This window comes from Streptomyces sp. HUAS ZL42 (assembly GCF_040782645.1).
Taxonomy (GTDB): Bacteria; Actinomycetota; Actinomycetes; order Streptomycetales; family Streptomycetaceae; genus Streptomyces.
Window position 1 is genome coordinate 7861318 of the sequence record NZ_CP160403.1, and the last position, 23137, is coordinate 7884454.

General features: G+C 68.4%; 21 protein-coding genes. 17 read left to right on the top strand and 4 right to left on the bottom strand.

What is annotated here, in order from left to right; translation table 11 throughout:
* Positions 1–153 precede the first annotated feature (153 nt).
* The 3 genes from ABZO29_RS35810 to ABZO29_RS35820 all read left to right on the top strand — a co-directional run bounded on the left by ABZO29_RS35810 (position 154) and on the right by ABZO29_RS35820 (position 4559).
* Positions 154–849 carry an HAD family hydrolase gene (locus ABZO29_RS35810; RefSeq protein ID WP_367324348.1) on the top strand — a complete coding sequence of 232 codons (696 nt, stop codon included), beginning with the start codon at positions 154–156 and terminating at the stop codon, positions 847–849.
* Between the two features lie 449 nt (positions 850–1298).
* Positions 1299–2906 (top strand): ABC transporter substrate-binding protein, encoded by a 1608-nt coding sequence (locus tag ABZO29_RS35815; RefSeq protein WP_367324349.1) that lies wholly within the window; start codon positions 1299–1301, stop codon positions 2904–2906.
* 72 nt (positions 2907–2978) lie between these two features.
* The gene (locus ABZO29_RS35820; protein ID WP_367324350.1) at positions 2979–4559 is read left to right on the top strand and encodes an ABC transporter substrate-binding protein; all 1581 of its coding nucleotides are present in this window, start codon (positions 2979–2981) and stop codon (positions 4557–4559) included.
* 70 nt (positions 4560–4629) lie between these two features.
* Here the strand turns inward: ABZO29_RS35820 and ABZO29_RS35825 are convergent, their stop codons facing one another.
* Both ABZO29_RS35825 and ABZO29_RS35830 read right to left on the bottom strand, forming a co-directional pair.
* Positions 4630–5301: a response regulator transcription factor gene (locus ABZO29_RS35825; protein ID WP_030608351.1), complete on the bottom strand. Its 672-nt coding sequence runs from the start codon at positions 5299–5301 to the stop codon at positions 4630–4632.
* Between the two features lie 14 nt (positions 5302–5315).
* Positions 5316–6284, bottom strand: coding sequence for a RecB family exonuclease (locus ABZO29_RS35830; RefSeq protein ID WP_367324351.1), 969 nt, complete (start codon positions 6282–6284; stop codon positions 5316–5318).
* A 172-nt stretch (positions 6285–6456) separates the two neighbouring features.
* Here ABZO29_RS35830 and ABZO29_RS35835 point away from each other — a divergent pair, with 172 nt between their 5' ends.
* From ABZO29_RS35835 to ABZO29_RS35845, 3 genes are all read left to right on the top strand, one after another.
* Positions 6457–8049, top strand: coding sequence for a site-2 protease family protein (locus tag ABZO29_RS35835; protein WP_367324352.1), 1593 nt, complete (start codon positions 6457–6459; stop codon positions 8047–8049).
* 58 nt (positions 8050–8107) lie between these two features.
* Positions 8108–9010, top strand: a complete 903-nt coding sequence (locus ABZO29_RS35840) for a tRNA (adenine-N1)-methyltransferase (RefSeq protein ID WP_367324353.1) — start codon at positions 8108–8110, stop codon at positions 9008–9010.
* Between the two features lie 231 nt (positions 9011–9241).
* The gene (locus tag ABZO29_RS35845; protein WP_367324354.1) at positions 9242–9817 is read left to right on the top strand and encodes a hypothetical protein; all 576 of its coding nucleotides are present in this window, start codon (positions 9242–9244) and stop codon (positions 9815–9817) included.
* 59 nt (positions 9818–9876) lie between these two features.
* On the opposite strand, the gene ABZO29_RS35850 is transcribed toward ABZO29_RS35845, so the two are convergent.
* The gene (locus ABZO29_RS35850; protein ID WP_367324355.1) at positions 9877–10176 is read right to left on the bottom strand and encodes a ferredoxin; all 300 of its coding nucleotides are present in this window, start codon (positions 10174–10176) and stop codon (positions 9877–9879) included.
* 250 nt (positions 10177–10426) lie between these two features.
* Here ABZO29_RS35850 and arc point away from each other — a divergent pair, with 250 nt between their 5' ends.
* From arc to prcA, 6 genes are all read left to right on the top strand, one after another.
* A complete protein-coding gene (gene arc / locus ABZO29_RS35855; protein ID WP_367324356.1) occupies positions 10427–12193 on the top strand; it encodes a proteasome ATPase in 1767 nt (588 codons plus the stop codon).
* 234 nt (positions 12194–12427) lie between these two features.
* Complete coding sequence (gene dop / locus ABZO29_RS35860; RefSeq protein WP_367324357.1) at positions 12428–13939, top strand: depupylase/deamidase Dop; 1512 nt, start codon at positions 12428–12430, stop codon at positions 13937–13939.
* A gap of 188 nt (positions 13940–14127) precedes the next feature.
* Positions 14128–14346, top strand: coding sequence for a ubiquitin-like protein Pup (locus ABZO29_RS35865; protein WP_367324358.1), 219 nt, complete (start codon positions 14128–14130; stop codon positions 14344–14346).
* A 32-nt stretch (positions 14347–14378) separates the two neighbouring features.
* Positions 14379–14972: an endonuclease VII domain-containing protein gene (locus ABZO29_RS35870; protein ID WP_367324359.1), complete on the top strand. Its 594-nt coding sequence runs from the start codon at positions 14379–14381 to the stop codon at positions 14970–14972.
* The gene (prcB, locus tag ABZO29_RS35875; RefSeq protein ID WP_367324360.1) at positions 14924–15769 is read left to right on the top strand and encodes a proteasome subunit beta; all 846 of its coding nucleotides are present in this window, start codon (positions 14924–14926) and stop codon (positions 15767–15769) included. Before ABZO29_RS35870 ends, prcB begins: the two co-directional genes overlap by 49 nt.
* 60 nt (positions 15770–15829) lie before the next feature.
* Positions 15830–16579, top strand: a complete 750-nt coding sequence (prcA, locus tag ABZO29_RS35880) for a proteasome subunit alpha (protein WP_367324361.1) — start codon at positions 15830–15832, stop codon at positions 16577–16579.
* Positions 16580–16676: 97 nt separating this feature from the next.
* Here the strand turns inward: prcA and ABZO29_RS35885 are convergent, their stop codons facing one another.
* Positions 16677–17693: a LacI family DNA-binding transcriptional regulator gene (locus ABZO29_RS35885; protein WP_367324362.1), complete on the bottom strand. Its 1017-nt coding sequence runs from the start codon at positions 17691–17693 to the stop codon at positions 16677–16679.
* A 124-nt stretch (positions 17694–17817) separates the two neighbouring features.
* Between ABZO29_RS35885 and ABZO29_RS35890 the strand changes: the two genes are divergently transcribed.
* From ABZO29_RS35890 to ABZO29_RS35910, 5 genes are all read left to right on the top strand, one after another.
* On the top strand, positions 17818–19077 hold the full coding sequence (locus ABZO29_RS35890) for an MFS transporter (protein ID WP_367324363.1): 1260 nt from the start codon (positions 17818–17820) through the stop codon (positions 19075–19077).
* A 9-nt stretch (positions 19078–19086) separates the two neighbouring features.
* The gene (pafA, locus tag ABZO29_RS35895) at positions 19087–20448 is read left to right on the top strand and encodes a Pup--protein ligase (RefSeq protein WP_093722625.1); all 1362 of its coding nucleotides are present in this window, start codon (positions 19087–19089) and stop codon (positions 20446–20448) included.
* A 130-nt stretch (positions 20449–20578) separates the two neighbouring features.
* Positions 20579–21589 (top strand): FKBP-type peptidyl-prolyl cis-trans isomerase, encoded by a 1011-nt coding sequence (locus tag ABZO29_RS35900; protein WP_367324364.1) that lies wholly within the window; start codon positions 20579–20581, stop codon positions 21587–21589.
* Between the two features lie 84 nt (positions 21590–21673).
* Positions 21674–22045: an FKBP-type peptidyl-prolyl cis-trans isomerase gene (locus ABZO29_RS35905; protein ID WP_367324365.1), complete on the top strand. Its 372-nt coding sequence runs from the start codon at positions 21674–21676 to the stop codon at positions 22043–22045.
* Between the two features lie 130 nt (positions 22046–22175).
* A complete protein-coding gene (locus tag ABZO29_RS35910) occupies positions 22176–23129 on the top strand; it encodes a helix-turn-helix transcriptional regulator (protein WP_367324366.1) in 954 nt (317 codons plus the stop codon).
* Positions 23130–23137: the final 8 nt, after the last annotated feature.

A 23137-nucleotide genomic window follows, 5' to 3' on the forward strand; every position in this document is an offset into this window, starting at 1 on the left:
GTCGAGGCACCCCCGGGCCGTGTTGAGGGGGTGCCCTCGTGTGCGCCGATTAAACGAGGCGTTTCGCCCGGGCGCGACGTACACTGGTCGGTCCACTGCAGGCCGGTTCCCGCGCGGGAACCGGCCTGATCGTCCCTTCAAGGAGGTACGTGGATGACCAGTACGGTCCCCTCACTCGGAACCCGTACGGCCGAAGGCTCCGCCCTGCAAGCCGTGCTCCTCGACATGGACGGCACCCTGGTGGACACCGAGGGATTCTGGTGGGACGTCGAAGTCGAGATCTTCGCCGGCCTCGGGCACACCCTGGACGACACCTGGCGCCATGTCGTGGTCGGCGGCCCCATGAGCCGCAGCGCGGGATTCCTCATCGAGGCCACCGGCGCCGACATCACCCTCGCCGAACTCACGGTGCTGCTCAACCAGGGTTTCGAGGACCGCATCGGACGGGCCCTGCCGCTGATGCCGGGAGCCGCCCGGCTGCTGGCCGAACTGGCCGCGTTCGAGGTGCCCACGGCGCTGGTCTCCGCCTCGCACCGGCGCATCATCGACCGGGTGCTGACCTCGCTCGGCCCGCAGCACTTCGCGCTGACGGTGGCCGGCGACGAGGTGGCCCGCACCAAGCCGCATCCCGAGCCGTATCTGGTCGCCGCCGCCGGACTCGGAGCGGATCCGGCCAGATGCGCGGTCATCGAGGACACCGCGACCGGTGTCGCCTCGGCCGAGGCGGCGGGCTGCCATGTGGTGGCCGTGCCCTCGGTGGCACCCATCACGCCGGCCGGCCGGCGCACCGTCGTGGCCTCGCTCGAAGAGGTCGACCTGGCATTTCTGCGCGGCCTGATGTTGAACTGAACACGCTTCGATGACGGAAATGGGCTGATCGTTCACCCAGCGTGCAGCGGCGATAGAACAGGGAATTCCGACGACCCGTGTCCAGGGAATTCGGATCACCTTGGATGGCCGAATTCCGGTATCCGTGAGCCCCGTTGAGGGTGTGACGTTTGCCACCCCTGGAGGGGTCGACACGCCGGTCGACCTGTGCTGACCGCCCCCGTTCCAAGGGGGTTGGCGTGCCCTTGTGTCCTGATTGATGGAACGCTGTACCAATCCTTCCCCTGTCCGTTATTCGGTGAGTCCACGCCCGGTTTCGCTGCGTGAGGGGGCCTCAACTCCTGTTCCTGCGAACCCTCGTGCAGGTGCGGACTAATCTCGTCGCGAGAACATCGCCCTTACCCCCGTGATCCACCGCAACACCCCTGCGTGCCGGATACACGGACCAACAGCTGTGGAGAAACTCGAGCATGAACCGCAAGACCTTGGTGCTGCCGGCCGTGATCGGGCTGGTCGCACCCGTGGTCGCGGCCTGCGGTGGGACCGACGGCGGAAGCGGCAGTGACAATGCCATCGTTGTCGGAACCACGGACCGGTTCACCGCCACCAAGGACGCCCCGGCCCCCCTGGACCCTGCCTACGCCTACGACGTCGGCACCTGGAACATCCTGCGCCAGACCGTACAGACCCTGATGATCCAGCCCAAGGGCGACGGCGACCCGGTGCCGGAAGCCGCCGAGAGCTGCGGCTTCACCGACACCGGCAACGAGCGCTACGCCTGCAGGCTGCGCGAGGGCCTCAAGTTCTCCAACGGCGACCCCGTGACCGCGAAGGACGTGAAGTTCTCCATCGACCGCGCCCTCGCCATCAAGGCGGACTCCGGCGTGTTCGCGCTGCTGTCGACCATCGACACCGTCGAGACCAAGGGTGACCGCGAGGTCGTCTTCCACCTCAAGACGGCTGACGCAACCTTCCCCTTCAAGCTCTCGACGCCGGTCGCGGGCATCGTCAACCCGGACGACTACGACAAGGACAAGCTGCGCGACGGCTTCGACGTCGACGGCTCCGGCCCGTACACCCTCCACGCGGTGACGAAGGACGACGAGATCGTCAAGGCCGAGTTCACCGAGAACCCCCACTACAAGGGGACGCTGAAGGTGAACAACGACAAGGTCGACATGGTCTCCTACACGGACGCCGACGCGATGGGAACCGCCCTCGACAAGGGCGACATCGACGTCATGACCCGCAGCATGTCGCCGGAGCAGATCCAGAAGCTGTCCAACGCGTCCGCCGACAGCGATGTCGACCTCGTCGAGCTGGCCGGCCTGGAGATCCGCTACCTCGCCTTCAACACAGACGCCCCGCTGGTGAAGACCAAGGCGGTGCGCCGGGCGGTCGCCCAGCTCGTCAATCGCAGCGAGCTGGTCTCCAAGGTGTACGGCTCCCAGGCCGAGCCGCTGTACTCGCTGGTCCCCGCGTCCATCACCGGCCACTCCAACTCGTTCTTCAACAAGTACGGCGACCCGAGCGCCGCCAAGGCCAAGTCCCTGCTGGAGAAGGCGAACATCTCCACGCCGGTGAAGCTGACGCTGAACTACACCACCGACCACTACGGTCCGGCCACCAAGCAGGAGTTCGAGCTGCTGGAGAAGCAGCTCAACGCCGGCGGCCTGTTCGACGTCACCATCAAGGGCACCCCCTGGGACTCGTTCGTCCCGGCCGAGCGCAAGGGCGAGTACGAGGTCTGGGGCATGGGCTGGTTCCCCGACTTCCCGGACGCAGACAACTTCCTCGCGCCGTTCCTCGACAAGGACAACTTCCTCAAGTCGCCGTACTCCGACAGCGAGATCATCAACACGCTGATCCCGGAGTCCCGGCGTGAGGCCGACCGCATCGCCGCGTCCTCGAGCCTGACGGACATCCAGGACATCGTCGCCGACGACGTGCCGATCCTTCCGCTGTGGCAGGGCAAGCAGTACGTCGCCGCCCGCGACGACGTCACGGGCACCGCGTACGTGCTCAACTCCTCCTCCACCCTTCAGCTGTGGGAGCTCGGCCGCGGTGTGAGCAGCTGACAACTCCCCTTCCTTACCCGGGGTCCGGGACGGCGACCCCGGGGTGACGAGACCTACGACAAGGCACACGCAGTGAACATGCGCAACCACTGGCCGGTCCTGCCCATCGTGGCGGGGCTGGCCTCCGGCCTGCTGACCGGATGCGGCACGGACAGCGGCGACTCCGGGGGCAAGGGCTCCGCCGTGGTCATGGGGATGTCCGACGACGTCCTGGCCACGGACCCCGCCTCCGGCTACGACCCCGGATCCTGGCTGTTGTTCAACAACGTCTTCCAGTCGCTGCTCAGCTTCCCCGACGGAGGCACCGAACCGCAGCCGGAAGCCGCGAAGGAGTGCTCCTTCCAGGACACCCAGACCAAGGTCTTCTCGTGCACGCTGCAGGACGGCCTGAAGTTCAGCAACGGTGACTCGCTGACGTCCGAGGACGTGAAGTTCTCCTTCGACCGCATGCTGAAGATCAACGACGACGCCGGTCCGGCCATCATGTTCCCGATGCTCGACAAGGTCGAGACACCGGACGAGAAGACCGTCGTGTTCAAGCTGAAGGTGCCCGACGCCACCTTCCCCAGCAAGATCGCCTCCGGCGCCGGTTCCATCGTCGACCACCGGCAGTACGACGCCGACGGCCTGCGCGAGGACGGCGAAGCCGTCGGCTCCGGCCCCTACAAGCTGGACTCCTTCGGCGAGGACGAGGCCGTCTTCTCGGTCAACGAGAACTACAAGGGCACCGCCGAGGTGAAGAACTCCGGCGTCACGCTCAAGTTCTTCCACGGCGACCAGGCCGCCCTGAAGAAAGACCTCCTCGACGGCAAGGTCGACATCGCCTACCGCGGTCTCACCGCGAGCGACATCGCCGACGTCGAACAGGGCGACAAGGACTCCGGCGTCAAGGTCGTCGAGGGCAGCAGCGCCGAGGTCCAGCACCTGGTCTTCAACGTGGACGACCCGGTCGCCGGAAAGCTCGGCGTACGCCAGGCCATCGCCCACCTCATCGACCGCGACGCCCTCATCAGGGACGTCTACGAGGACACCGCGACCCCGCTGTACTCGATCATCCCGGCCGGTATCGCCGGCCACAACACGGCCTTCTTCGACCTCTACGGCGCCCGCCCCTCCCGGGCCAAGGCCGCCGCCGCCCTGGAGGACGAGGGCATCACCGGCAAGGTGAAGCTCACCCTCTGGTCCACCCCGTCCCGCTACGGCCCCGCCACCGACCAGGAGCTGAAGGCCATCGCCGAACAGCTCAACGACAGCGGCCTGTTCGACGCCGAGGTCCAGTCGGTCGCCTACGACCGGTACGAGAAGGACATCGCCGCCGGCAAGTACGGCGTGTACGTCAAGGGCTGGGTCCCCGACTACCCGGACGCCGACAACTTCACCGCCCCGTTCTTCGGCGACGGCAACGTGCTCAGCAACAACTACACCAACACCACGATCACGGGCACCCTCATCCCGCGCACCGCCGCCCAGAGCGACCGCGCCTCCACCGACGACGACTTCGCCAAGCTCCAGGACATCGTCGCCGAGCAGCTGCCGGTCCTCCCGGTCTGGCAGGCCAAGCAGTACGCCGTCGTCCGCGACGGCGTCTACGGCCTGGAGTACTGCCTCGACGCCTCCACCGTGTTCCGGTTCTGGGACCTCAGCAAGAGCTGAGAAACCGGCCGCACGCACAACGAAGGGCGCCCCTCGTCAAGGAGGGGCGCCCTTCGTGCCGTACGACGTCCTACTGCGCGCCCGGGCGCACCAGACCGCTCTCGTACGCGTACACCGCGGCCTGCACCCGGTCGCGCAGACCCAGCTTCGTCAGGACATGCCCGACGTGCGTCTTGACGGTGGTCTCACTGACGAAGAGATCGGCGGCGATCTCGGCGTTGGACAGCCCGCGCGCCACCAGCTTCAGCACCTCGACCTCGCGGTCGGTGAGCGTGTGCAGCGTGTCCGGAACCGGCTCCTCACCCGACGGCAGATGCGTGGCGTACTTGTCGAGCAGCCGCCGCGTGATGCTCGGCGCGAGCATCGCCTCGCCGTTCGCCACCACCCGGATCGCCTGCACCAGCTCATTGGCCGGAGCGTCCTTCAGCAGAAAGCCGCTGGCACCGGCGCGCAACGCCTCCACCACATACTCGTCGAGGTCGAACGTGGTCAGCACCAGCACCTTCGCCGGGCCGTCCCGCCCGGGCCCCGTGATCTGCCGCGTCGCCTCCACACCGTCCATCCGCGGCATGCGGATGTCCATCAGAACCACATCGGGCTGCAGGGCCCGCACCTGGTCGAGCGCCTGCAGACCGTCTCCGGCCTCGCCGACGACCGCGATGTCCTGCTCCGCCTCCAGGATCATCCGGAAGCCCGTACGCAGCAGCGGCTGGTCGTCGACCAGTAGGACGCGGATGGCCACGTAAGTCTCCTTCGCTAGTCCGGGCCCATTCTGCCCTGAGCGCCGCCACCGGAGCCGACCGCCCTCACCGGCAGCGGATAGGGCGGCGGAGTGCCGCCGAATTCCGGACAGCGCGCCTGGTGGTCGCACCAGCCGCACAGCTTCGTGGGCCGCGGCCGCCAGTCACCCGTCTCCGTCGCCAGCCGGATCGCGTCCCACAACGCCAGCAGCTTGCGCTCGACGCGCTCCAGATCCGCGAGGACGGGGTCGTACGTCAGCACGTCACCACTGCCGAGATACACCAGCTGCAGCCGCCGCGGGATCACCTGCTTCAGCCGCCACACGACCAGGGCGTAGAACTTCATCTGGAACAGCGCACCCTCGGCGTACTCCGGCCGGGGCGCCTTGCCCGTCTTGTAGTCGACGATGCGCACCTCGCCCGTCGGCGCCACGTCGACCCGGTCGATGATCCCGCGCAGCCTCAGCCCCGACTCCAGGTCGGCCTCCACGAACAGCTCGCGCTCGGCGGGCTCCAGCCGGGTCGGATCCTCCAGCGTGAACCAGCGCTCGATGAGCTGCTCGGCCTCCGTCAGCCAGCGCCCCAGCCGCTCGCCGTCCGGATCGTCGGCGAACAGCTCCACCACCTCCGGCCTGGACTCCCGCAGCCGGTCCCACTGACCGGGGACGAGGGACTTGGCCCGCCCCGCGGTCCGCTCGGCGGCCGGGGCGTCGAAGAGCCGCTCCAGCACCGCGTGCACCAGAGTCCCCCGCGTCGCCGCCTCGCTCGGCTTCTCGGGCAGCCGGTCGATCACCCGGAACCGGTACAGCAGCGGACACTGCATGAAGTCACCGGCACGCGAAGGAGAGAGGGAGGCGGGCGCTGTCGCACCGGACGACGGCTCGGCGGTGGTCGCCACCACGCTGTCGGGTGCTGCTGCCTGCGGCTCGCCGGGTACGACACCGCCACTGGGAGGCTGCGCGGCGTCCTCGGTGCTGGTCTCCATGACCACAGACCATACGGCCCGCCACTGACAACAGTGACCCACCCGCGGTCGTGACACCTGCGACGGGAGGGGAAACACAAGGGGTGCCGGGGCGGAACACACCCCGACGGCCGCATACCATCGACCCGAGACCTCCCGCACGCGCGGGAGACGCTTCGAACGAGGGGACACCGTGGTGGAAAGCGGCGGGAGCGGGCAGCCGCGGCCGGACAACGACGGGCCGGCCGAGCACCACGCAGGGCATCCGGCACCGGCCACCGACCCCGCACACCCCGACCACACCCCGCACGACCCCGACGCGACCGGCGAACACGGCACGGACGTGCGGAGGTTCACCGCGGACGCAGAAGACCAGGAGGCACACACGGGGACCGACGGCAACGGATCCGCACAGGACCCGGCCGGGCAGGCCGACCGTCGGGAGCGGGAGCAGGATTCCGGCGGGCAGACCGACGGCCAGGCCCCAGGCACACCGCCGCAGGAACCCGGCGGCGCCCACCCCGACTCCGACCACCCCGCCCAGCACACCACCGGCACCGGCCACCCCACCCACCACGACCGGGCCCACGCCCACGCCGGTACCGGCAAGGGGCGTCCGCCGCAGCGGCCACCGGAGCCGCGGGGCGGGCTGCTCATGGGACGGCCGTTCGGCGTGCCCGTCTACGTGGCGCCGAGCTGGTTCCTCGTCGCCGCCCTGATCACCTGGGTGTTCGGCGGCCAGCTCGACCGTGTGCTGCCCGAACTCGGTGCCGCCCGCTACCTCGTCTCCCTCTTCTTCGCGGTCGCCTTCTACGCCTCCGTCCTCGTCCACGAACTGGCCCACACCATCGCCGCCCTCCGCTTCAAACTCCCGGTCCGCCGCATCCAGCTCCAGTTCTTCGGCGGCGTCTCCGAGATCGAGAAGGAAGCCGAGACACCCGGACGCGAGTTCGTCCTGGCCTTCGTCGGCCCACTCCTCTCCCTCGTCCTCGCCGGGCTCTTCTACCTCGCCCTGCAACCCGTCGAACCCGGCACCGTCCCCGGCGTCCTGCTCGCCGGCCTGATGATCTCCAACCTCATCGTCGCCGCCTTCAACCTCCTGCCCGGCCTCCCCCTCGACGGCGGCCGCATGCTCCGCGCCGTCGTCTGGAAGATCACCGGCAGGCCCATGACCGGCACGATCGCCGCCGCCTGGGTCGGCCGCGCCCTCGCCGTCTCCGTACTGGTCGGACTCCCGCTGCTCACCCAGTCCGGCGCCCTCGGCTCCAGCGCCGAGGACAGCGTCGGCATGGACACCGTCACCGACGCCCTGCTCGCCGCCATCCTCGCCGCGATCATCTGGACCGGCGCCGGCAACAGCCTGCGCATGGCCCGCCTGCGCGAACACCTCCCCGACCTGCGCGCCCGCACCCTCACCCGCCGCGCCGTCCCCGTCGAGACCGACACCCCGCTCTCCGAGGCCCTGCGCCGCGCCAACGACGCCGGAGCCCGCGCCCTCGTCGTCGTCGACGCACACGGCGAACCCCTCTCCCTCGTCCGCGAGGCCGCCATCGTCGGCGTACCCGAACACCGCCGCCCCTGGGTCCCGGTCAGCGGCCTCGCCCAGGAACTGACGGACGGCATGCGCGTCTCCGCGGAACTCGCCGGCGAAGACCTCCTCGACGCCCTCAGGGCCACCCCCGCCACCGAGTACCTCGTGGTGGAGGAGACCGGAGAGATCTACGGCGTCCTGTCCGCGGCCGACGTCGAACGCGCCTTCGTCAAGGCCATGGCCCGCCCCAACTGACCACCCTTCCCCCCAAGCCGTGGTCGGCGGCCCCCGCAAACGCCGGTAGGCTGGTCACATGTCCGAACCGACCGGTGCCGCCCGCAGGCGCGGGCCCTTCAAGGTCGGGGACCAGGTACAGCTGACCGACCCCAAGGGCCGCCACTACACGTTCACGCTCGAGGCCGGGAAGAACTTCCACACCCACAAGGGTTCCTTCCCGCACGACGAACTGATCGGTGCTCCCGAGGGCAGCGTTGTCCGCACCACCGGGAACGTCGCCTACCTCGCGCTGCGCCCCCTGCTCCCCGACTACGTCCTGTCCATGCCCCGCGGGGCAGCCGTCGTCTACCCCAAGGACGCCGGGCAGATCCTCGCCTTCGCCGACATCTTCACCGGCGCACGCGTCGTCGAAGCCGGCGTCGGCTCCGGCTCGCTCAGCACCTTCCTGCTGCGCGCCATCGGCGACCAGGGCATGCTGCACAGCTACGAGCGCCGCGAGGACTTCGCCGAGATCGCCAAGCAGAACGTCGAACGCTACTTCGGCGGTCCCCACCCCGCCTGGCAGCTCACCGTCGGCGACCTCCAGGACAACCTGAGCGACACCGACGTCGACCGCGTCATCCTCGACATGCTCGCCCCCTGGGAATGCCTCGAGGCCGTCTCCAAGGCCCTCGTCCCCGGCGGCATCCTCTGCTGCTACGTCGCGACCACCACCCAGCTCGCCCGGACCGTCGAGTCCATCCGCGAGATCGGCTGCTTCAACGAGCCGACCGCCTGGGAGACGATGATCCGCAACTGGCACATCGAGGGCCTGGCCGTCCGCCCGGACCACCGCATGATCGGCCACACCGGCTTCCTCCTCACCGCCCGCCGCCTCGCCGACGGCGTCGAACCGCCCATGCGCCGCCGCCGCCCCGCCAAGGGCGCCTACGGCGAGGACTACTCCGGCCCCAACGCCGACGGAGGCAGCGGCCGCTGACACCCCAGGGCCCCTCCACCGAGGCGGCCCCGTGCCACAGTCAACGCAACAGCGCCGTGGCCGAGTTCCGCACCACACCGGAAACTCGGCCACGGCGCCCTTCCGTTGACGCCCGCCGCCACCGCGCCGACACCCAACGACGACCGCGTACCCCGCCGTTCCGCTGCCCTGTGACGTGTGGCACCATGCTGGCCACCCCCACCGGCACAGCCCTCACAGGAGACGCTCCTAGTGCAGCAATCCGCCGTCCCGGAACTGGCACACACCCACACCCGGCCCATCCACTGGCTCGCCACCGCCACGGCCCTCGCCGGCGTGATGGCCCTCTCCTCACTCCTCCAGCCCGGCCCCGCGACCGCCGCCCAGCCCACCGGCACACAGAACAAGTCCGCCCCGACCGCCGCGCCCCCGGCCACCACGGGCGTCGACTTCCCCATCGAGTGCGGCCCGGTGAAGGCCCTCGTGGTGAAGAAGGCCACCGGAGACCTCGACGGCGACGGCAGGCCCGAGACCGTCGCCGTCGTCCACTGCGACGCACCCATGGGCACCCCGCCCGACGGCGTCTACGTCCTCACCAGGGCCGCACACGCCGCACAGCCCCGCGTCGTCGCCACCCTCGTCGACCCCAAGGACCGCAACACCGTCACCACCCTCGCGGTCCGTGAGGGAAGCGTCACCGCCACCCTCCTCGGCTACTCCTCGGCCGACGTACCCAGTTGCTGCCCCGACGTGAAGGACAGCGCGAAATGGCAGTGGAAGAACGGCGCGTTCATCCGCTCGACGCCCGCCGGAGCACACGCCGTCTGAAACCACGCAACCGAACCATGTGAGAAATCAGACATTCGTTACACAGGGCGCGCGCACGATCACTCCGCGTCCGGCCCGTACACCTCGACGCTGTCCGAAACGCGACGTACATGAATGCACTCACCCGGACACTCCCGCGCCGAGTCCACCACATCCGCCAGCAACGGCAACGGCACCGCCGTCACGGCCCCCTTGGCCTGCAACAGCTCCTCGTCCGGGCCCTTCACATAGGCCAGACCGTCGATGTCCAGCTCGAACACCTCAGGCGCATACTGAGCACAGATGCCGTCGCCGGTACACAGGTCCTGGTCGATCCAGACCTCCAGCGCCTCGACCCCGACTCCGGCCTCGTGCTGCACGTCACCTCTCCTGCCCTTTACTACGCCGACCCGCACGGGAACGATGCAGGCCCTGACGGGTGTTGAACACTTCGACCCTACCCCCGCCCGCTTTCCAATCATGTTCGGTGGGTATTCCCCTGGCGTGAGGGAGAGCGCAAGGGTGAAGATCGGACACACCTCGACAGTCTTTGTGATCTAGGGGTTTCAATCGACACCCACCCAGGTAGGGTCTGGAAGCGTCCAGCTCCCCTTGGAGGAGGTGAGGACCGTGGCAGCCCACGACGACGACATGAACCGCGGCATCCGCCCGGGACGAGGGTCCGAAGACCCCGCCGGGCAGATTGCCTACCTTGAGCAGGAGATCGCCGTCCTGCGACGCAAGCTCGCCGACTCTCCGCGACACACGAGGATTCTCGAAGAGCGGATCGTCGAGCTGCAGACCAACCTGGCCGGCGTGTCCGCACAGAACGAGCGACTCGCCAACACACTCCGCGAGGCCCGCGACCAGATCGTGGCCCTCAAAGAAGAGGTCGACCGGCTCGCACAGCCACCGGCCGGCTTCGGTGTCTTCCTGCAGGCGAACGAGGACGGCACCGCCGACATCTTCACCGGAGGCCGCAAACTCCGCGTGAACGTCAGCCCCAGCGTCGACCTCGAAGAGCTCAGGCGCGGCCAGGAAGTCATGCTCAACGAAGCGCTCAACGTGGTCGAGGCCATGGAATTCGAGCGCGTCGGGGACATCGTCACCCTCAAGGAGATCCTCGAGGACGGCGAGCGCGCCCTGGTGCTCGGGCACACCGACGAGGAACGGGTGGTACGGCTCGCCGAGCCGCTGCTGGACGTCACCATCCGCCCCGGCGACGCCCTCCTGCTCGAACCCCGCTCCGGCTACGTCTACGAGGTCGTCCCCAAGAGCGAGGTCGAAGAACTCGTCCTCGAAGAGGTCCCGGACATCGGCTACGAACAGATCGGCGGCCTGGGCAACCAGATCGAAGCGATCCGCGACGCGGTCGAGCTCCCCTACCTCTACCCCGACCTCTTCAAGGAGCACGAACTGCGGCCACCGAAGGGCGTCCTGCTGTACGGACCCCCCGGCTGCGGCAAGACACTGATCGCCAAGGCCGTCGCGAACTCGCTGGCCAAAAAGGTCGCCGAGGTCACCGGCCAGGCCGCAGGCAAGAGCTTCTTCCTCAACATCAAGGGCCCCGAGCTGCTCAACAAGTACGTCGGCGAGACCGAGCGGCAGATCCGCCTCGTCTTCCAGCGTGCCCGTGAAAAGGCCAGCGAGGGCACACCCGTGATCGTCTTCTTCGACGAGATGGAATCCCTCTTCCGCACCCGCGGCTCCGGCGTCAGCTCGGACGTGGAGAACACCATCGTCCCCCAGCTGCTCGCCGAGATCGACGGCGTGGAAGGCCTGCAGAACGTGGTCGTGATCGGCGCCTCCAACCGCGAGGACATGATCGACCCCGCCATCCTGCGCCCCGGCCGACTCGACGTGAAGATCAAAATCGAGCGCCCGGACGCCGAAGCCGCCAAGGACATCTTCGGCAAGTACCTCACCGAGCGCCTCCCACTGCACTCCGACGACCTCGGCGAACACGGAAACAGCAAGGCCACCACCGTCCAGAGCATGATCCAGACGGCCGTCGAACACATGTACGCCGAATCCGAGGAAAACCGCTTCCTGGAAGTCACCTACGCCAACGGCGACAAGGAAGTCCTCTACTTCAAGGACTTCAACTCCGGCGCGATGATCGAAAACATCGTCGGCCGCGCCAAGAAAATGGCGATCAAGGACTTCCTCGAACACAACCAGAAGGGCCTCCGCGTCTCCCACCTCCTCCAGGCCTGCGTGGACGAGTTCAAGGAGAACGAGGACCTCCCCAACACCACCAACCCGGACGACTGGGCCCGCATCTCCGGAAAGAAGGGCGAACGGATCGTCTACATCCGCACCCTCATCACCGGAAAGCAGGGCGCGGACACCGGACGCTCCATCGACACGGTGGCCAACACCGGACAGTACCTCTAAAAGACAGGGCGGCTGCGGGTGCCCTCACCGGGTACCCGCAGCCGACTGTTTTTGAGGCCACGGCTGGAGCAAGGCAATGACGCAAATGATCTCCCCACCAGCGCAAAGGCGTTCTAGGCTCTTCCGTACCGCCGGGTCGCGCAGTGCGGGGACGGGCACCGCACACGCACCGGAGCACCAGCGGTACTTGAGCGGCACCCATGACCGAGGGCGCCGCCGGGCAAGGAGGGCCGCATGACCGTACGGCGAGTAATGGGCATCGAGACGGAGTACGGGATCTCCGTCCCCGGCCACCCCAATGCCAATGCCATGCTCACCTCGTCCCAGATCGTCAACGCCTACGCGGCAGCGATGCACCGGGCACGCCGGGCCCGCTGGGACTTCGAGGAAGAGAACCCGCTGCGCGACGCCCGAGGCTTCGACCTCGCCCGCGAAGCCGCCGACGCCAGCCAGCTCACCGACGAGGACATCGGCCTCGCCAACGTCATCCTCACCAACGGCGCACGCCTCTACGTCGACCACGCACACCCCGAATACAGCGCCCCCGAGGTCACCAACCCCCGCGAAGCCGTCCTCTGGGACAAGGCCGGCGAACGGATCATGGCCGAGGCCGCCGAACGCGCCGCCGCACTCCCCGGCGCCCAGCCCATCCACCTCTACAAGAACAACACCGACAACAAGGGCGCCTCCTACGGCACGCACGAGAACTACCTGATGAAGCGGGAAACCCCCTTCTCCGACATCGTGCGTCACCTCACCCCCTTCTTCGTCTCCCGCCAGGTCTTCGCCGGCGCCGGCCGCGTCGGCATCGGCCAGGACGGCCACGAACACGGCTTCCAGCTCAGCCAGCGCGCGGACTACTTCGAGGTCGAGGTGGGCCTCGAGACGACCCTCAAGCGCCCCATCATCAACACCCGCGACGAGCCCCACGCGGACGCCGAGAAATACCGCCGCCTCCACGTGATCATCGGGGACGCGAACCTCTCCGAGATCTCGACCTACCTCAAACTGGGCACCACCTCCCTGGTCCTGTCCATGATCGAGGACGGCTTCATCGCCGTCGACCTCGCCGTCGACCAGCCCGTACGCACCCTCCATCAGGTCTCCCACGACCCGACCCTCAAGCGCACGGTCACGCTCCGCAGCGGTCGGACACTCACCGCGGTACAGCTCCAGATGGAGTACTACGAGCTGTCACGCAAATACGTGGAGGAGCGCTTCGGCGCCGACGCCGACGAACAGACCAAGGACGTCCTCTCCCGCTGGGAGGACACCCTCAACCGCCTCGAGCGCGATCCCATGAGCCTCGCCGGCGAACTCGACTGGGTGGCCAAGCGGGAACTCATGGAGGGCTACCGGCGCCGCGACGGCCTCGACTGGGACGCCGCCCGCCTCCACCTCGTCGACCTCCAGTACGCCGACGTACGACCCGAGAAAGGCCTCTACAACCGCCTCGTCGCCCGCGGCCGCATGAAGCGACTGCTCGACGAGCAGGACGTCGAACGGGCCAAGTCGAAACCACCCGAGGACACCCGCGCCTACTTCCGCGGGCGCTGTCTCGAGCAGTACGCCGACGACGTGGCGGCGGCCTCCTGGGACTCCGTGATCTTCGACCTGCCCGGCCGGGACTCCCTCCAGCGCGTTCCAACCCTCGAACCACTTCGCGGAACGCGAAATCACGTCAAGGAGCTCCTCGACCGCTGCCGCACCGCAGAAGACCTGGTCAGGGTCCTGTCAGGCGGCTGAGCGGGCACCCATACCGACCCGGGCGCACAGGGTGGAAACCCCGGCGCCCGGGAATCATCGAGGTGGCCCTCGTACGTTGGAGGAACTACAGGGCCGATGTCAGACCTGGCTTGTAGGGTCTGATCATCACCGATCGGCAGGAATGCCGACCAGGCGACCATGTCGGGCGAACTGAGCGGGGTGAGGTTATGGCGACCAAGGACACCGGCGGCGGGCAGCAGAAGGCCACGCGCTCCACGGAGGAGGTCGAGGAGCAGGCGACGGAGGCGCAGGCTTCGGACGATCTCAAGGAGCGGCACGAGAAGCTGAGCGATGACGTGGACTCCGTCCTGGACGAGATCGACGATGTCTTGGAGGAGAACGCTGAGGACTTCGTTCGGTCATTCGTTCAGAAAGGCGGCGAGTAGCCTTCGAATCGAAGGTGTCGGGGGCTCGAGAGTTGGCAAGCGGAGAAGGTGTGAAGCGTTGCGTGCGGTGCGGCGAGGTCAAGCTGCACGCAGCCTTCGCGCGTAGACGATCAAACCTTGACGGTCTGCAGCGACACTGCCGGGACTGTGCATCGGACTATCACCGGGCACGCCAGGAGAGTCTGGGCAGGAAGGTCCGGCCCAAGGTGGAGGTGCCTGAGGGGCATAAGCTCTGCCTGAAGTGCGGCGAGGTCAAGCCTTGGAGTGAGTGGCACCGAAATGCCACCGCCTCGGACGGGTTATCAACGCGCTGCAAGGCATGCCGAGCCGCTGAAGGACGGGCAGGGCATCTGAAGCGGCAGTACGGCATGACGGAAGTCGAACGGGACGAGTTGGTTGCCTCTCAGATGGGGCTCTGCGTGATCTGTCTGAAGGCTCCGGCCGTGCATGTGGATCACTGCCACCAGACGGGTAGGGTCCGTGGCGTACTGTGCTTCAACTGCAATTCGGCCATCGGCAAGTTGGGAGACGATCCCGACGCTGTTCGTCGGGCAGCCGCCTACCTGGAAGGAACTCCGTGGAAGCCAACACTCGTAGCACCGGGCGTCTACCAGCTGCCTTCCTGACGCCTGGGTCCTCTTCGTTCATGGACTTTCTCGCCGAGCACCAGCCGGAGCTGCTCCCCGGCAAGCGGCAACTGCCTCCGACGCAGGGTGTGATCGAGGCGCCGCACGGGACCACGATCGTGGCCGTGACCTTCCCGGGGGGCGTCGTGCTTGCCGGTGACCGTCGGGCCACGATGGGTAACGTCATCGCTCAGCGTGACATCGAGAAGGTCTTCCCGGCCGACGAGTACTCGGCCGTCGGTATCGCCGGTACCGCCGGTCTGGCCGTCGAGATGGTCAAGCTGTTCCAGCTGGAGCTGGAGCACTTCGAGAAGGTCGAGGGGGCGCAGCTCTCGCTGGAGGGCAAGGCGAACCGGCTGTCGACCATGATCCGTTCCAACCTCGGCATGGCCATGCAGGGCCTTGCCGTGGTTCCGCTCTTCGCCGGCTTCGATGTGGACCGGGGCAAGGGCCGCATCTTCTCCTACGACGTGACGGGCGGCCGTTCCGAAGAGACCGGCTTCGCGGCCACGGGCTCCGGCTCGATCTTCGCGCGTGGTGCCATGAAGAAGCTTTTCCGTGACGACCTGAGCGAGGCCGATGCCACGACGCTCGTGGTGCAGGCCCTGTACGACGCGGCTGACGACGACTCGGCGACCGGTGGTCCCGATGTCGCCCGCCGGATCTACCCGATCGTCACCGTGATCACCGAGGACGGCTTCCGCAGGCTGACGGACGCGGAGTCCTCCGAGATCGCCCGCTCGATCCTGGAGCGGCGCCTGGAGCAGCCCGACGGTCCGCGGGCCGCGCTGCTGTAGTCGGCGGCCGTTCTTACTCAAGGTGATCCTGTGACTTCGACAGAAAGGGACGGATAACCGGTGTCGACGCCGTTCTATGTCTCACCCCAGCAGGCGATGGCCGACCGTGCGGAGTACGCCCGCAAGGGCATCGCGCGTGGTCGCAGCCTGGTCGTGCTGCAGTACGCCGACGGCATCGTGTTCGTCGGTGAGAACCCGTCCCGTGCGCTGCACAAGTTCAGCGAGATCTACGACCGGATCGGCTTCGCCGCCGCCGGCAAGTACAACGAGTACGAGAACCTGCGGATCGGCGGTGTCCGGTATGCCGATCTGCGTGGTTACACCTACGACCGTGACGACGTGACCGCCCGTGGTCTCGCCAACGTGTACGCGCAGACGCTGGGCACGATCTTCTCCAGTGCGGCCGAGAAGCCGTACGAGGTGGAGTTGGTCGTGGCCGAGGTCGGTGAGACGCCGGAGGGTGACCAGATCTACCGGCTGCCGCATGACGGGTCGATCGTGGACGAGCACGGTTCGGTCGCGGTCGGTGGCAATGCCGAGCAGATCAGCAGCTACCTCGATCAGCGTCACCAGGACGGCATGACCTTGGCCGAGGCGCTGAAGCTGGCGGTGCAGGCCCTGTCCCGGGACACCAACGGCACGCAGCGGGAGATCCCCGCGGAGCGCCTGGAGGTCGCGGTGCTGGACCGTACGCGTCCGCAGTCCCGTAAGTTCAAGCGCATCGTCGGCCGTCAGTTGTCGCGTCTGCTGGAGGCGGGCGGCGCGGCGACGGCTTCGGAGGCGGAGTCCTCCGAGGAGGACGGCGAGTAGTCCCCGGCTGACCCACCCGCGCGGAGCACGGCCTCGCCGCACCCGCTCATCACACGCCCCGGCCCGCCTCGGCCGGGGCGTGTCGCGTGCCGGGGGGTCAGAGGGTGGCAGGCGGGGCTGTGGAGCCCCGTACGACGAGTTCCACGGGGATGTCCCCGCCGTCGGGTGTGCGGCCCTCCAGGACGGCCAGGAGGGCTTCCATGCCGCGTTCTCCGAAGAGTTCGGCGTCGAGGCGGACGGTGGTGAGTTCGGGGTCGATGGCGGTGGCGAGGGCGAGGTCGTCGACGCCGGTGACGGAGATGTCGTCGGGGATGCGCAGGCCGAGGCGGCGAATGGCCTTGTAGGCGCCTGCGGCGAGTTTGTCGTCGTCGCAGACCAGGGCGGTCGGGCGGGGTGCGGGGGCGCTCAGTGCGGCCTCGGTGGCGGTCAGGGCGCCCTCGATGGTGATGGGTGCCCGAGCCGTCCGTACCGATGTTCCCGGCACGGTGCCGACCCGTTCGGCCAGTTCGCGCGCGCGTACTTCGAAGGTCCACGAGGGTACGTCCGCCGCGAGGTGGAGGAAGCGGCGGTGGCCGAGGTCCAGGAGGTGTTCGGCGGTCTGGCGTGTGCCGTCGGCGATGTCGAGGTTGACGGTCGCCGCGCCGAGGCTGCCGGTGGGGTCGCTGTCGAGCATCACGAGGGGCAGTTGGTCGCCGCGGATGGCGGTGAGGGCGTCGGCGGCCATGGAGGAGGCGATGATGCCGTCGAGGGCTGCCTGGGCGGAGGCGAAGGGGTCGGGGGCGGGGCCGATGCCTTCGGGGGAGGGGTAGAGGACGACGCCGAAGCCGTGGTCGGCGGCGACCCGCGCGGCGCCGGTGTAGACGCCTGCGAAGAACTCCGTCGTGAGGACGGGGACGACGAGCAGTACGGTCCGGGTGCGGCCGAGGCGGAGGTTGCGGGCGGCGAGGTTGGGGCGGTAGCCGAGCTCCCGTGCGGCCTCGCGGACGCGTGCCGCCGTCGCCTCCGACACCCGTCCGCGCCATTTCTCGCCGAGGACGAGGGAGACGGCGGCCTGTGAGACTCCCGCGGCCTGGGCGACGTCACGGCTGGTGGGGCGCGTGCTTCCTCGTGCCACCGTGGGCCTGCTCTTTCGTCTGGACTCCTGAACAGCGCACATGGTACGTATGACGAGGGACGTTATACGTAAAACCTCGAGGTGAGGGAAGAACCTCGGGCGAGCCGACGGAGAGGGCGGGCCAATGGCCGGCGGATACCTGGAGGTCCTCAGGGCGAAGCACGTCGCCCGGTTGCTGGTGGGCACGCTCGTGGGCCGGCTGCCGAACGCCACGTCGGCGATCGCGATCGTGCTGTTCGTGCGCGCGCAGGGCGGCACGTACAGCCTGGCGGGGGCGCTGGCGGCGGTGTACGGCGTCGCCAACGCCGTGGGGCAGCCCGTGCTGGGGCGGCTGGTGGACCTGTACGGGCAGCCGCGTGTCCAGTTGCCGGCCGCGGTCGCGTCCGCCCTCGCCATGGCCGTCTTCGCCTTCGGCGGGCTGGAGCCGCTCCCGCTCGCCTGTGCCGCCGTGGGGACGGCGGGTCTGTTCACGCCGCCTCTGGAGGGTGGTCTGCGGGCGCTGTGGCCGTCTGTGCTGCGCAGGGAGGACCAGGTGCACACGGCGTATGCCGTGGACGCGGTGGCGCAGGAGGTGATGTTCACCGTCGGGCCGTTGCTCGTGACGCTGTGCGTGTCGCTGTGGTCGGCGCAGGTGGCGCTGCTCGCACTGAACGTCGTGGGTGTGGTGGGGGCCCTGTCCGTGGTGGTCTCGCCGCCGTCGCGGGCGTGGCGGTCGGCGCCGCGTGAGGCGCACTGGCTCGGCGCGTTGCGGTCGCCGGGTCTGCTGGTGCTGCTGGGGGCGTTCCTGTTCGTCGGGATCGCGCTCGGGTCCATCACGGTGGCGTCGGTGCCGTATGCCGACGGGCACGGCGGTGACGCGGTGTACGGCTGGCTGATGGCGGCCCTGGGGCTGGGTGCGCTGGTCGGTGGGGCGTTGTACGGGGCGCGGCGGTGGAAGGGCGCGCCGGAGCGGCGACTGCGGGTCCTGGTGGGCTTTCTGGCGGTGTGTTATCTGCCGCTGATGCTGATGCCGGGTGCGGTCGCGATGGTGGCGCTGACGGCGCTCTCGGGGGTGTTCCTGGCGCCTGCCATCGCCTGTGCGTTCGTGATCGTGGACCGGCATGCGCCGAGCGGGACGGTCACCGAGGCGTTCTCGTGGCTTGTGACGACGTTCACGGTGGGTGCGTCGGTCGGAACGGGCCTGGCGGGACCGGTCGTCCAGGCGGGTGGCGCGCTGTGGGGGTTCGCGGTGCCGGGTGCGGCGGGGGCCGTGTCGTTGCTGGTTCTGCTGGCCGCGGGGCGGGTCCTCGCAGCTCCCGTGGGGGGTGCGGTGGTTGCGGCTTCACCGGAAAATGATCCAAACCGTGCCCCCGAACCCCGTTTCAGTTCAGGGGATCGGGCGTAATGTTCAGTCATGGACCGCCGCATTTTCGGGCTGGAGAACGAGTACGGCGTCACGTGCACGTTCAGGGGACAGCGCCGCCTGTCGCCTGACGAGGTGGCGCGGTACCTCTTCCGCCGTGTCGTGTCATGGGGCCGCAGCAGCAATGTCTTTCTGCGAAACGGCGCCCGGCTCTATCTCGACGTCGGGTCACATCCGGAATACGCGACACCCGAATGTGACAACGTGACCGAACTGGTCACCCACGACAAGGCCGGCGAACGCATTCTGGAAGGACTCCTGGTAGACGCGGAACGACGCCTGCACGAGGAGGGAATCGCGGGCGACGTCTACCTCTTCAAGAACAACACGGACTCGGCGGGCAACTCGTACGGATGTCACGAGAACTATCTGGTGGCGCGGCACGGCGAGTTCTCCCGGCTCGCGGACATTCTCATTCCGTTCCTCGTCACGAGGCAGCTCCTGTGCGGCGCGGGCAAGGTGCTGCAGACTCCGCGTGGCGCGGTGTACTGCGTGAGTCAGCGGGCCGAGCACATCTGGGAGGGCGTCTCCTCGGCGACGACCCGCTCGCGGCCGATCATCAACACGCGCGACGAGCCGCACGCTGACGCGGAGCGCTACCGCCGCCTCCACGTCATCGTGGGCGACTCGAACATGTCCGAGACGACGATGCTGCTGAAGGTCGGTGCGACCGATCTGGTGCTGCGCATGATCGAGGCGGGCACGGTGATGCGGGACCTGACCCTGGAGAACCCGATCCGGGCGATCCGCGAGGTCAGCCATGACATCACGGGCCGGCGCAAGGTGCGTCTGGCCAGTGGCCGGGAGGCGTCGGCGCTGGAGGTGCAGCGCGAGTACTACGAGAAGGCCGTGGACTTCTGCGAGCGCCGCGGGATCCGTACGGGCACCGTGGAGCAGGTCCTGGAGCTGTGGGGCCGCACGCTGGACGCGATCGAGTCGGAGGATCTCGACCGGATCGGCACCGAGATCGACTGGGTGATGAAGTACAAGCTCATCGAGCGGTACCGGGCCAAGCACAACATGACCATGTCGCATCCGCGGGTGGCGCAGATAGACCTCGCCTACCACGACATCCACCGTCGCAGGGGCCTGTACTACCTGCTGGAGAAGAAGGGTCAAGCCGCCAGGATCTGCAATGACTTGAAGATCTTCGAGGGCAAGTCCGTTCCGCCGCAGACGACTCGGGCGAGGCTGCGTGGTGATTTCATCCGCAGAGCCCAGGAGCAGCGCCGGGACTTCACGGTCGACTGGGTTCATCTCAAGCTGAACGACCAGGCTCAGCGGACGGTGTTGTGCAAGGACCCGTTCCGTTCGGTGGACGACCGGGTGGAGAAACTGATCGCCGGAATGTGAGCAAATGCGTCCGGAAGGGCAATCCGGAACGCAACACGGGCGCCGTACGTTTCCCGTACGGCGCCCGTGTCACGTCGTAGAGTTGCGCGCACGCCAATCAGCAAGATCGACCGATTACGAGGCCTCCACCGTGCGCCGACGCTCACTCATCCTTGCCGCCGTACCCGCAGGACTGGTCACGCTCGCCGGTTGCGGTGACGACGAGTCCGATTCGAGCAAGAGCAAGGCAAGCGACAGCGCGTCGCCCTCCGCTCCGGCCACGTCGGCCGCACCGCCGCCGAAGATCGTCGACGGTCCGCTGCCGGCCATCACGGCGGGCACGAAGTTCGACGAGAAGCCCACGGTCGCCAAGGGCGGAGGCGAGCCGTCGGACCAGCTCGCGGTGAAGACGGTGATCGCGGGCGGCGGTCGGGTCGTCGCGGAGGGCGACTACATCCAGGCGAACTACCTGGGTCAGATCTGGGACACCGCGAAGGTCTTCGACAACTCCTACGACCGCAAGACGTCGCTGGTCATCCAGCTGGCCGAGACCAGCATCATCGACGGCTGGCGGTATGCCCTGGTGGGCAAGAAGGCCGGCAGCCGTGTGGAGTTCTCGGTGCCGCCGACCTGGGGGTACGGCAAGGGGGGCAACTCGCAGGCGGGCATCAAGGGCACCGACACGCTGGTGTTCGTCGTGGACGTGCAGGACACGTTCAACGCCAAGAGCTCCGCCAAGGGCAAGGACGTGGCCCAGGACGACGGCGGCCTGCCCAAGGTGGGGACGAACACCGACGGCAAGGCGCCCTCGATCGACGTGCCCAAGGCCGACGCGCCGAAGAAGCTGGTGGCGAACTACGTCATCGAGGGCGACGGCGCCGAGGTGGGGGCCCAGGACGCGGTCCTCGTGCAGTACAAGGGTGTGCTGTGGGACGGCGGCAAGGAGTTCGACTCGACGTACTCGCGCAAGGCGCTCACGTCGTTCTCGTTGCAGCAGGTGGTCAAGGGCTGGTCGCAGGGCCTGACGGGCAAGAAGGTCGGCAGCCGGGTCCTGATCGTCATCCCGCCGGATCTGGGGTACGGCGACAACCCGCCGGCCGGCAGCGGTATCGAGAAGGACTCCGTGCTGGTGTTCTCCGTCGACATCCTCGCGAAGATGTGACGCGGCGTCCTCGCGAGGCCGTGATCGCCCGGAGATGCAAGACTGTCCGTGTTGCCTTTTCGCAGACAAGCAGGAGCTAGTGACGTGAGCATCGAGAAGCCCGAGATCGACTTCCCCGGTGGCGAGCCCCCGGCGGACCTCGAGATCAAGGACATCTGGGAGGGCGACGGCGCGGTGGCGCAGGCGGGCCAGACCGTCACCGTCCACTACGTGGGTGTCGCCTTCAGCACGGGCGAGGAGTTCGACGCCAGCTGGAACCGGGGGACTCCGTTCCGCTTCCCGCTGGGTGCCGGCCGTGTCATCAAGGGCTGGGACCAGGGTGTGCAGGGCATGAAGGTCGGCGGCCGCCGCCAGCTGACCATTCCGGCGCACCTCGCGTACGGCAACCAGAGCCCGACCCCGGCGATCAAGCCCGGCGAGACCCTGATCTTCGTGGTGGACCTGCTCGGGGTCTGATCGTCGTACGACCGGTCCTGACGAGCCGGGGCCCATGCCTGTCCGGGCATGGGCCCTCGGCTTTTGTCACGGCACCGCGGAGCGGTACGGTCGTCGATCGTAAGCACCATAGGGAAGGCGAAGGGCGTCGATGGCCATTGCCAAGGCTGAGCGGCTCATGAACCTGGCGCTGTGTCTGCTGGGGACGCGGCGGCCGCTGAGCAAGCGTGAGCTGCGTGAGTCCATCGAGGCCTATCTCGAGGCCGGGTCCGACGACTCCTTCAACCGCATGTTCGAGCGGGACAAGGACGACCTGCGCGAGCTCGGCCTGGTCATCGAGACCGTCGAGAACCTCGACGGCGAGATCGGCTATCTCGCCCGCCGTGACAGCAACAGCCTCCCGCCGATCACCCTCGACGCCGAGGAGGCCGCCGCCCTCGGCCTGGCCGCCAAGGTGTGGCAGCAGGCCCGGCTGGCCGGCGCGGCCAGCGGCGCCCTGCAGAAGCTGCGCGCGGCCGGGCTCCCCGAGGACGTCGACCCGTACGAGGCGCACGGCGCCCTGGAGCCCCGTATCCCCGTGCACGAGGCCGCCTTCGAGCCGCTGATGCTGGCCTGCCGCGACCGCCGCCCCGTCGTCTTCGACTACCGCAAGGCGACCGCCGCCCGCCCCGAGCCCCGGCATGTCGAGCCGTGGGCGCTGGAGTGCTGGCGCGGCCACTGGTATCTCGCCGGCTGGGACCGCGACCGGGGTGCCGAGCGGGTCTTCAGGCTGTCCCGGATCACCGGCAAGGTCCGCTCGCGCGGTGCGCGCTTCACCGCGCCCGTTCCCGATGTCGTCACCGTCCGTGAGACCGTCGCGAGCTGGGCGGGGGAGACCGCCGATCGCAGCGCCCTGATCCGGCTGCGGACGGGCGCGGGGTACCCCCTGCGGGCGAAGGCCACCTCGGTGCGGGAACTCGGGGACGGCTGGGACGAGTTGGAGATTCCGTACGGGCACGGCCTGGACGCCTGGCTGGTGGAGTTCGGGCCGGACGTGGTGGTCCTGGAACCCGCCGAGCTGCGGGCGGACGTCGTGGACCGGCTGCGGGCCGTGGCCAAGGGCTGAGGGGGAGC

Excerpts from the sequence above, each read along its gene's own strand:
- ABZO29_RS35810 (WP_367324348.1), top strand. The coding sequence starts at position 154 with ATGACCAGTACGGTCCCCTCACTCGGAACCCGTACGGCCGAAGGCTCC.
- ABZO29_RS35815 (WP_367324349.1), top strand. The coding sequence starts at position 1,299 with ATGAACCGCAAGACCTTGGTGCTGCCGGCCGTGATCGGGCTGGTCGCA.
- ABZO29_RS35830 (WP_367324351.1), bottom strand. The coding sequence starts at position 6,284 with ATGGAGACCAGCACCGAGGACGCCGCGCAGCCTCCCAGTGGCGGTGTC.
- ABZO29_RS35840 (WP_367324353.1), top strand. The coding sequence starts at position 8,108 with ATGTCCGAACCGACCGGTGCCGCCCGCAGGCGCGGGCCCTTCAAGGTC.
- dop (WP_367324357.1), top strand. The coding sequence starts at position 12,428 with ATGACCGTACGGCGAGTAATGGGCATCGAGACGGAGTACGGGATCTCC.
- ABZO29_RS35865 (WP_367324358.1), top strand. The coding sequence starts at position 14,128 with ATGGCGACCAAGGACACCGGCGGCGGGCAGCAGAAGGCCACGCGCTCC.
- ABZO29_RS35890 (WP_367324363.1), top strand. The coding sequence starts at position 17,818 with ATGGCCGGCGGATACCTGGAGGTCCTCAGGGCGAAGCACGTCGCCCGG.
- pafA (WP_093722625.1), top strand. The coding sequence starts at position 19,087 with ATGGACCGCCGCATTTTCGGGCTGGAGAACGAGTACGGCGTCACGTGC.
- ABZO29_RS35910 (WP_367324366.1), top strand. The coding sequence starts at position 22,176 with ATGGCCATTGCCAAGGCTGAGCGGCTCATGAACCTGGCGCTGTGTCTG.